The following is an 8,312-nucleotide window of genomic DNA, read 5'->3' as shown; positions in this document are numbered from 1 at the left end:
CCGGCGGCGTCCTCACCTGCTTAACTAAATCTCCTAACTGACCTTGTGTGCACAGTAACGTCATAAGAGCAGGTTATAAAACTAATTATTAAAAAAGTATAAATAAAATTAAAAAAGAGATTGAACATAAAAGAGATCTGTGATACCATGTAAAGCACAAATATATATCCTATCAGTTCCGCCCTGCATCTGTTCAGGAGGCGGCCGCTTCCTTCTGGAGAAGCGATAGGGTACTCTGGAGAGTCTCCATTTATTAGGAGCGCCGAAGGTGTAAGACAGATTCAAGTCCATGGTATCTGTCGATCTCTCAGGCAAAAGGACAGGGCATACATAAAAAGCAATGGGAGAATCTCCCGTTGTATGCAAATGTTCTACTCTTTGGAGAGCTGGTTTCTATCAGCTCTTATTTTATTGCCGCAAAACGGCAGCGCAATTAAAACATAGAGGAGGATAACAAAATGGACGCATTATTGGAAGTGGTATCAAAAGGTAACGATTTTCTCTGGAGCTTTCTCCTGATTCTATTGCTGTGCGGTACGGGAGTGTACTACACGGTCAGGCTGAAATTCATCCAGGTAAGAAAATTCGGTGAAGGATGCAGGCAGGTATTCGGCCATATCAAGCTGAATGGTGAGAAGCATGAGAAGGGGGAGATGAGCCCGTTCCAGTCTATCGCAACAGCGATTGCAGCCCAGGTGGGTACCGGTAACCTGGCAGGCGCGGCGACAGCCTTGATCGGAGGCGGCCCCGGCGCCATATTCTGGATGTGGATCAGCGCATTTTTCGGAATGGCGACTATTTATGCAGAGGCGGTGCTTGCGCAGACCTATAAAACTGAAGTCAACGGGGAAGTGACAGGCGGGCCTGTATATTATATCAAGGCAGCATTCAAAGGTACATTCGGCAAGGTACTGGCCGCATTGTTTGCAGTCTTTATCGTTCTGGCCCTTGGATTCATGGGGAATATGGTTCAGTCCAACTCCATCGGAGCAGCCTTTGTCGAAGTGTTCCATGTATTTAACCTGAATATTCCGCCAGTAGCTGTCGGCGTGGTTGTAGCTGCATTTGCGGCCTTCATTTTCCTTGGAGGCACAAAGAGGCTTGCAGCGGTAGTTGAAAAGATTGTCCCGATTATGGCAGGTGTCTACATTGTGGGAAGTGTCATTCTGATTGCAATGAATTTCACCCAGATTCCGGCAGCTTTCAAAATGATTTTTGTCGGCGCTTTTGATCCTCAGGCAATCCTTGGCGCAGGAGCTGGTATCGCAGTAAAGGAAGCCATCCGTTTTGGTGTGGCAAGAGGTCTTTTCTCCAATGAGGCCGGTATGGGTTCCACCCCTCACGCACACGCCAGGGCAAAAGCGGAGTCACCTCATCAGCAGGGACTTTGCGCCATGATCAGCGTATTTGTGGATACCTTTATTATCCTGAACCTGACGGTATTTTCCGTACTGACTACAGGTGCGATGAGCTCAGGTAAAGACGGTACGGCTCTGACACAGGCAGCGTTCATGGAGGGCTTTGGTACATTTGGTATCGTGTTTGTAGCGGTCTGTCTGCTGTTCTTTGCATTCTCCACGATCCTTGGCTGGCATTTCTTCGGCTTGATCAATGCAAAGTACCTGTTCGGTGAAAATGCAGCCAAAGTTTATTCCTTTATTGTTGTAATCTGCATTATCGTCGGTTCCGCCCTGAAGCTGGAGCTTGTGTGGTCACTGGCGGATTTCTTCAACGGACTTATGGTAATTCCGAATATCCTTGCTCTTCTGGCCCTCAGCGGAGTCGTCGTGAAGGCAGCCGGAAAAATGAAATAGAAAAACGGCAGTGGTATGCCGGGCGGGCCTTTTACCGCCATTGGTATAATACGAAAATAATACGAAGTTAATACGTAGATAATACAAAGACGCCGCGGGATTCATGGAGTTTTATCCATAAATCCCGCAGCGTCTTTTTTATTGATGGCGGTGACCTGTGCGCGGAGCGTGCAGGTCACCGTTTGTGCCTGGCCTTTTTGCTGGTATTCGTAATATTAAAGGGGATGGGGCGGTTCCGGCGAGGTCATTTCCCGGTAACCATCATATATCGGTTATGGGCGTCTTTCATACAGGCAATCAACGGTTTTTGCGTCAGGGCAAAATACCGCTCTTTAATTGTCTTTTCCAGTTCCTCCAAATCTGTTTTGATGCTCTTTCCAATAAACAGATCGGCTACAAAATTCCTTGTGACTGCAAGAATGGTATTGCACTCAATATCCAGGATTTTACCGTTTTCTTTTTCTACAACCAGACTTATGTAAAATTCCCCGTGCAGGGTGTAGATGGCATCCTCGCGGCTGGGTTTAGCCTGTCCAACGATCAGCAGTGTGTTATTATCATACATGATTTACGGCTCCTTTTGGCAATCGTTTTTGTTTCGTATCCAGTATTCATATAATCCGGTTTGCCGGTCTATTTTAGAATTATACCAAGTACACCATGATATTTCTACAGAAAAATACCGCGATCTTCTTATTGCTGCTTCAGAATTATTCCGGTTGGCATAAAAGGGGCCGATATGATAGAATGATCGTTATGAGAGCAGGAAGATAAGGGGGATAAGGGGAATGACACTGAATCAGTTGAATTATTATGTGGAAATTGTCAGACAGGGGAGTTTTACGAAGGCGGCGGAGAAACTTTTTGTCAGCCAGTCAACTTTAAGTAAGGCGATCCGGGCTTTGGAGGAAGAGTTCCAGATGGAATTAATTAACCGGGGAGCAAAGGAATTCCAGCTGACACCCCAGGGGAATGTATTTAATGAATATGCTGTAAAGATACTCGATTTTTACCATACCCAGACACAGGAATTGTTCCAGCGGCTGCACAGCGCGGACGGAACCTTGAAGCTGGGAATCCCGCCTACGGCCGGGGCGATATTTTTCTTCTCAATCCTGTATCAATTCCGCAGTAAATATCCCGGTATCGATTTGCAGATTGAAGAGATTACTTCCAAGACGCTTCATGAGATGGTGGCGGCAGGGAAGCTTGATATGGGAGTGGTGATTGAGCCTTTTAACGACGATAAATTTTTTAAACGGCCAATCTATACGTCCGAAGCGGTTTTACTCGTTCCGAGGCAGCATCCGCTTGCCGCAAAAAGGTGTGTCTCTTTTTCTGCGCTCAGGGATGAAAAATTTATTCTCGTAACGCCGGATTATATGTTCCATGATGTGGTCAGGGAAAAATGCGGGGAGGCGGGATTTTCTCCCAATGTTACGTTTGAAAGCTATCAGTGGGAACTGCTGTTTGAGATGGTGGCGGACAACCAGGGGATTTGCATTCTCCCCAAACCTCTGGTGGATAAGTTCAACAATACACGGGTGCATCAGATACACCTGAAGGAACCGGAATTTCCATGGACACTCTCTCTTATTTACCGTAAGGATAAATTCATTACGGTTCCGATGCAGTGCTTTTTGGATTTGTGCTTCAGCTCCTGACAGAAGGGGAGGGCTTGGCCAATTGGACAGTGACCGGTTATCGGAGCCTGCCGGACAGATTCTGCAAATGAGGCAGAATAAAAAGATTAAAAGATTACACAAATGTCCTTGATATTCATTTAAGACAGATGTAGTGTAAATGTAAGATAACTGTCTAAAAAAGATGACAAACATTTACAGGCATTAAGCGTATCTCTGCGAATAAGGCACAGGAATACCGTTCTGATTTCTTCGCCGACGACTTAAATCCGGTGGGAGGAACGCAGACTGCAGGACCGCGATATATTACAGTATCAGGGGCAGCGAGTGGAATTATTTGTCGATAAGCTTTCCGGCAACTCCTTTGAAACATTCTGGTTTGACGAAGGCGGAACGGTAAATCTGTCCGTCGTAAGAGATTCCAACGGACAAATTACGGAAATTGTCAGCATGGCCGGGGAAAAAGCACGGGAATACCATGCAGCGCTGTCGGAATAGCTGGAAAAGCAGCAGGAAGAGGAAAGAGGAAGTAGGAAGAATAATTAGGAAAAGAAAGTGCCCGCCGGTTTTACGCCGGACGGGCGCTTTTTGCTGAAGACGGTGTCCTGTGCGCGGAGCGTGCCGGTTATCGTTTAAGGTGGTAAAAAGGTTCCCGGAGGATTCCCGGCTTCCATGAATTCAATTCATCCCACATGAAGAAAGGCTATTTTTCATTTATAAAAAGCCATGCTATAATCAAACCACAAAGCCGCAGTGGCCATGCGGTGCAGCAGATAAAACAGATTATAGCGCTTTAATCGTCTTTGAAAAGAAGAAAGGAATTGTGAATTATGGGGAATCAGGAGATGAAAGTTTCTTCATCGAGAGCAGTCATGATTGAGTTTGTAATGTTTTTTACATATGCATTTTTTGCCGTTAACTGGATTGCGGGGAGTACATTGACACCACAGATTATGGAGCATTTTAACCTTAAAACCTTCGCGTCGGCGACCTTTATCTCTAATGCGATTACGCTGGCAAAGATTATCGGCAACTTTATGGCCGCCGGCATCTTAAACCGTCTCTACCCGAAAAAGGCAATCGGCCTTGGTTCCGGGCTGATTGTACTGGGAAGCACACTTGCAATATTTGCCCCCCAGTACTGGCTGTTTATTCTCGGAAGATTTATTATGGGATTCGGCGGAGCGCTGTACGTAGTATACTTCAGTCCCGTCGTCATTCATTACTTTGAGTCTAAAAAACGACTTACCGTCAATGCATTGAACGGCGCAGCGTACAATTTCGGTGGTATTGTTGCTATGGTGATAGTTGGGCCGGTTATTATATGGCTTAAAACCTGGCAGTACAGTATGGGATTTTTTGCAGCGGTAAGCGCGCTTTTATGGCTTTTATGGCCGCTGTTCGGACAGGATTTTGAATTGAACCGCAGCACGGGAACAGGGCAGGCTCCCTATACGATAAGGGAGGCCATGAAAGAAAAAATCAACTGGATTCTGCCTTTTACCTATTCGGGATTGTTGACTTTTTATATCGTTATGCTGAATATTTTCCCTATATCGGGAGTTACGGCAATCAGCAGCAAGGCGCTTGGCACCCTCGTTGCCATCGGCGGAATCATCGGTTCCCTCCTTGCAATCGCGTTGGGTAAGGTATATTTTAAACGCCTTCCGGTAATCCGTTATTCCGGCCTTGCCATGACTCTGTTCGGCCTGCTGATGTTAAGGACGGACAGCAGCCTGCTCTCGGCAGCGGCGGCGTTTCTTATCGGGATGTTTATGTTCCTGCCGGTCAGTTCCCTGATGATGATACCGCAGGAACTGCCGGGGATGACTCCTTCAAAGCTTACGACGATAATGGGCCTCTTCTGGGCGTTGTCCTATATTATTGAAACGGCCGCATACTTTATCATTGGCTTTATTATAGACCGCTTCGGATATGGAATGGGACTAAACTTCGCATTGATTATGAGCGTGACTTTCTTCCTGGGCTCCTTCCTGCTGCCGGAGACAGGAAAAGGCGGAAAATCCGAAAAAGTAAATGCAAAACTTAAATGCAGTTAGCAGGGCTGGATATGGCAGCTCAGTGAGAAAATATTTTATATAGAAAAGGAGTCGAAAATGAAAAATTTAAAAGAAATATACAGTAAAAAATTGATGACAGCCGATGAGGCACTGGAACTGATAAAAGACGGAGACTATATGTTTTCCGCGCAGGCAGCCGGAGAACCGGCAGAAATTCTGTCTCATCTCGGGCATTTGAAATGTACAGGGGTGAAGAATACGACTCTTAACACCTGTCTGCCGTTACAATATTATGAAGCATTTAAAGATCCTGAAATGCAGGGCGTCATGTCACACAACGGCTGGTTTTTCAGCCCGGGGCTGCGCGATGCCCATAAGAGAAAACTGGTCAGTGCAGTGCCACAAAGCTCCACCTCAGTTTTGCGCAAGGCGCTGAGCCGTCTGGAATATGAGGGGCGCAGGCCGGTAGTGCTGGCAACCGTCTCACCGATGGATGAGCATGGCTATATGTCCCTGTCGGTCAGCGCTATTTACGAGAGGGATTTAATCAACTATGGAGCGCTTACGATTTTGGAGGTGAATCCTAATTTCCCCAGGACATTCGGGGATACCCAGGTACATATATCGGAAGTTGACGCCCTTGTAGAGTCAAACCGCCCGATTCCGGTGAGCAGGCTGGCCCCGTATACGGAGGTAGACGCTGCAATCGGAAAATATGTAGCCTCCCTGGTGGAAGATGGTTCCACGATTCAGCTCGGTATCGGAAATATTCCGAATGCAGTGGCCGCGGAGCTGAAAAATAAGAAACACCTGGGAATCCATACGGAAATGTTTACAGAAACAATGGTAGATCTGATTGAATGCGGAGCAGTAGATAATTCCTGCAAAGGCCTGCTGGACGGGTACTCTGTCTGCTCCTTTACGATGGGAAGCCAGCGGCTCTATGATTACATTGACAACAATCCGGCTGTACTGTTCAAATCCTGTACGTTTACAAATGATCCGTATACCATTGGGCGGAACAATAAGTTTGTCTCGGTTAACGCCACTCTGGAGATTGATCTTACAGGCCAGTGTGCGTCTGAGACGGTCGGTTACGACCAGTGGTCCGGTACCGGCGGCCAGTCGGAGACCGTACAGGGAGCCCAGATGTCGAAAGGCGGCAAATCCATTATTGCCATGCACTCCACATATAAGGCGAAGGATGAGGAAGGTAATGAGGTGCTTCGATCCAAAATCGTTCCCTTCCTCCATGAGGGAGCCGTTGTCACCACCTCCAGGAATGATACAGATTATGTTGTCACCGAGTACGGAATTGCATGGCTGCGCGGACTGAATGTGGGGCAGAGAGCCAGGGCCCTGATTGCCGTTGCACATCCTTATTTCCGCGAAGAGCTTCAGGCTAAAGCGGAGGAGTACGGGATCTGGTAAAGATATAGCAAGACTTCAGGGTGCGGTCTGTCTGACCGCACCCTGAAGTCTTGCCTTGTCACCGGGAAAATGGTAAACCTGGCCAGACGGTCCTCGACGTCGGAATCAACGTAAACCCTGTTCCGGGCGGTGTCGGCTCAGTCACTGCTTCGGTTCTGGCAATGCATACGATAGAAGCGGCGGAAGCGGCGGCGAAGAAAGACGGCGTCCCGCATGTCCGGTGCCGGTGATAAAGAGGAACGGTTCAGGAATCGTTTCCCCCATGGTTCTTTTTGTCAGCTCTGTAACGGCTCGCAGAACGGAGAGATGGACATCCAGAGCCAGGTGGTCTACGGTCATTGTTCTTTCCCTGGTACATCCGTCCACGCCTCCGGCATCAACAACACGGCGCAGAAGCTCGGTTTCTTTCTCTTCCGACGGAAGAAGAAAACGCCCCGTTTCAACAGATAGAAGAGCAGCCAGCCCCCATCCCCACCAGTTGGACACACCGCTGGCCAACGCAATATCGGCCGATTCACAGGCACAAATTTCAGCGCCGCATGGAACATTTGCGGTAATTTGCCTGTAAAAAGCGCCCATTCCCATCTCATTGCCCCCGTCTCCGATGGAAATGGTTACTGCGCCAAGCTTTTTGGCTTCGGATAAGAAGGGGGAGGAATCCGCGATCATATCGTCGATAATTTCACCGCGCATATTGTGGTAATGGCCGTCCGCCGCTTTTCCGGGGCGTTCCAGGCTGATGAAATGAGTCGGTCTGAAATCACTGAGAAAATTCCGGATAAAGGCAGCGGTATCGTTTTTTGGAAGCAGCACGAGGGAGGTCTGGGGAGCCATCCAACGCAAAGCCTCCTTTAAAAGCGGGTAAGAAGCAGAATCTGTAACAACGGCGGTATGGCAGCCAATTCCGTTCAGAGCCGCGGCTGCGGCTGCCGTTCCGGACGGGCCGTCCGTTTCGCCGATAAAGCTTCCATCAGCCAGGCGGACCGGAAATCCCGTCAGCAGGACGGCTCTTTTCGCACCGGAGAGCGCCGCGGCCGTTTCAGCCAGCGGTGAAGCCGGGAGTGAGGGGAGCAGCCCGCGTCCTCCGATATCCTGTCTCATAATCAAATCCAAAGTCTTATAAAAATTCATAGCATCAATCCTCCAGGTATTTGCAATATGCATCTGTGCGTGGCTTTTCTATCCGCAGGAAAATTGTTGCTGTTTGCACCACCAAAATTCCTGAAAATAAAAAAGACCCATGCATCCTGTAAAGATTCATGGCTCTTATTTACGAAGGGAACATCCGGGCAGGAGTCCCGATAAATAAAAGAATCATTTTATTTTTCACTCTTATTGTAGCGTAAGCGAAGGTGTTTGTCAATCTATATGATAGTTAAGCAGGTGAGGACGCCGCCGGTACG

General features: G+C 48.0%; 7 protein-coding genes, 1 pseudogene and 1 riboswitch. Of the genes and pseudogenes, 6 read left to right on the top strand and 2 right to left on the bottom strand.

Annotation, left to right across the window (positions count from 1 at the left end; genetic code table 11):
* The first annotated feature begins 225 nt into the window (after positions 1–225).
* Positions 226–333: riboswitch (glycine riboswitch) on the top strand.
* Between the two features lie 125 nt (positions 334–458).
* Positions 459–1,814 carry an alanine/glycine:cation symporter family protein gene (locus CLOSYM_RS11875; protein ID WP_003499063.1) on the top strand — a complete coding sequence of 452 codons (1,356 nt, stop codon included), beginning with the start codon at positions 459–461 and terminating at the stop codon, positions 1,812–1,814.
* A gap of 244 nt (positions 1,815–2,058) precedes the next feature.
* Here the strand turns inward: CLOSYM_RS11875 and CLOSYM_RS11870 are convergent, their stop codons facing one another.
* On the bottom strand, positions 2,059–2,379 hold the full coding sequence (locus CLOSYM_RS11870; RefSeq protein ID WP_021642289.1) for a DUF3870 domain-containing protein: 321 nt from the start codon (positions 2,377–2,379) through the stop codon (positions 2,059–2,061).
* A gap of 223 nt (positions 2,380–2,602) precedes the next feature.
* Here CLOSYM_RS11870 and CLOSYM_RS11865 point away from each other — a divergent pair, with 223 nt between their 5' ends.
* The 5 genes and pseudogenes from CLOSYM_RS11865 to CLOSYM_RS24260 form a co-directional block, all read left to right on the top strand.
* On the top strand, positions 2,603–3,478 hold the full coding sequence (locus tag CLOSYM_RS11865; protein ID WP_021642287.1) for a LysR family transcriptional regulator: 876 nt from the start codon (positions 2,603–2,605) through the stop codon (positions 3,476–3,478).
* A gap of 306 nt (positions 3,479–3,784) precedes the next feature.
* The gene (locus tag CLOSYM_RS23035) at positions 3,785–3,955 is read left to right on the top strand and encodes a hypothetical protein (RefSeq protein WP_021642286.1); all 171 of its coding nucleotides are present in this window, start codon (positions 3,785–3,787) and stop codon (positions 3,953–3,955) included.
* Between the two features lie 332 nt (positions 3,956–4,287).
* Complete coding sequence (locus CLOSYM_RS11860; RefSeq protein WP_009296037.1) at positions 4,288–5,517, top strand: MFS transporter; 1,230 nt, start codon at positions 4,288–4,290, stop codon at positions 5,515–5,517.
* Between the two features lie 57 nt (positions 5,518–5,574).
* On the top strand, positions 5,575–6,909 hold the full coding sequence (locus CLOSYM_RS11855) for a butyryl-CoA--acetate CoA-transferase (RefSeq protein WP_021642285.1): 1,335 nt from the start codon (positions 5,575–5,577) through the stop codon (positions 6,907–6,909).
* Between the two features lie 74 nt (positions 6,910–6,983).
* Positions 6,984–7,091, top strand: a pseudogene (locus CLOSYM_RS24260) (bifunctional 5,10-methylenetetrahydrofolate dehydrogenase/5,10-methenyltetrahydrofolate cyclohydrolase); the annotation flags it as partial.
* Here the strand turns inward: CLOSYM_RS24260 and CLOSYM_RS11850 are convergent.
* Positions 7,051–8,040, bottom strand: coding sequence for a DUF4392 domain-containing protein (locus CLOSYM_RS11850; protein ID WP_044902388.1), 990 nt, complete (start codon positions 8,038–8,040; stop codon positions 7,051–7,053). The pseudogene CLOSYM_RS24260 and the gene CLOSYM_RS11850 sit on opposite strands and share 41 nt — an antisense overlap.
* Positions 8,041–8,312: the final 272 nt, after the last annotated feature.

Origin of the sequence: [Clostridium] symbiosum ATCC 14940, assembly GCF_000466485.1 — a bacterium.
In the GTDB taxonomy this organism is placed as follows: domain Bacteria; phylum Bacillota; class Clostridia; order Lachnospirales; family Lachnospiraceae; genus Otoolea; species Otoolea symbiosa.
The sequence above is the reverse complement of the archived record's forward strand: the minus strand, read 5'-3'. Positions and strand labels throughout refer to the sequence as shown.

Coding starts and splice junctions, on each gene's coding strand:
- CLOSYM_RS11875 (WP_003499063.1), top strand. CDS start 459: ATGGACGCATTATTGGAAGTGGTATCAAAAGGTAACGATTTTCTCTGG.
- CLOSYM_RS11870 (WP_021642289.1), bottom strand. CDS start 2,379: ATGTATGATAATAACACACTGCTGATCGTTGGACAGGCTAAACCCAGC.
- CLOSYM_RS11865 (WP_021642287.1), top strand. CDS start 2,603: ATGACACTGAATCAGTTGAATTATTATGTGGAAATTGTCAGACAGGGG.
- CLOSYM_RS11860 (WP_009296037.1), top strand. CDS start 4,288: ATGGGGAATCAGGAGATGAAAGTTTCTTCATCGAGAGCAGTCATGATT.
- CLOSYM_RS11855 (WP_021642285.1), top strand. CDS start 5,575: ATGAAAAATTTAAAAGAAATATACAGTAAAAAATTGATGACAGCCGAT.
- CLOSYM_RS11850 (WP_044902388.1), bottom strand. CDS start 8,040: ATGAATTTTTATAAGACTTTGGATTTGATTATGAGACAGGATATCGGA.